The sequence below is a fragment of the Aliiglaciecola sp. NS0011-25 genome (genome assembly GCF_040370605.1).
In the GTDB taxonomy this organism is placed as follows: domain Bacteria; phylum Pseudomonadota; class Gammaproteobacteria; order Enterobacterales; family Alteromonadaceae; genus Aliiglaciecola; species Aliiglaciecola lipolytica_A.
Genome location: NZ_BAABWR010000069.1, coordinates 1 through 419 on the forward strand (window position 1 = coordinate 1; position 419 = coordinate 419).

The window sequence follows — 419 nt, forward strand, 5'->3', positions numbered from 1 at the left end:
GAATATTGCTGACCCAAACTCACTGGCTGCTGCTCGTGCCTCGCCTAGTATAGCCAGCAAGTTTGTGCAGCAAATTCGGACGTTATAAGCCTAAGGGAAGCAATGGTATTTATCATCCTGTTTGGAGTAGTAGCGATTACCTTTATCGTGTTTAACATGCAAATGGAAGCATACAAAGAAGCCGCACATAAACACACCGAAGAACGTAAAAATAAGCTAGTAGAATACCTAGGCTACCAAGACCAATATTGGGGTATGTTATTTAGTAACCCAAAGAATTTTTCTCTATACCATGAAGGTTTAGACAGCCATATTAAAAAGGTACGTATTTCAATGTTTATAGCATTGGGATCATTTATAGGGTTTATTACCTATATGATTGTTGCATACGGCTTATAACAAGTTACTCAAAAGGACGC

At 38.7% G+C, this 419-nt stretch carries 1 protein-coding gene; it reads left to right on the plus strand.

All coding sequences use genetic code 11. The features are described 5' to 3' along the window. Positions 1 to 102 precede the first annotated feature (102 nt). On the plus strand, positions 103 to 399 hold the full coding sequence (locus ABWV72_RS21210; protein ID WP_353372979.1) for a hypothetical protein: 297 nt from the start codon (positions 103 to 105) through the stop codon (positions 397 to 399). The last annotated feature ends 20 nt before the right edge of the window (positions 400 to 419 follow it).

Coding starts and splice junctions, on each gene's coding strand:
- ABWV72_RS21210 (WP_353372979.1), top strand. CDS start 103: ATGGTATTTATCATCCTGTTTGGAGTAGTAGCGATTACCTTTATCGTG.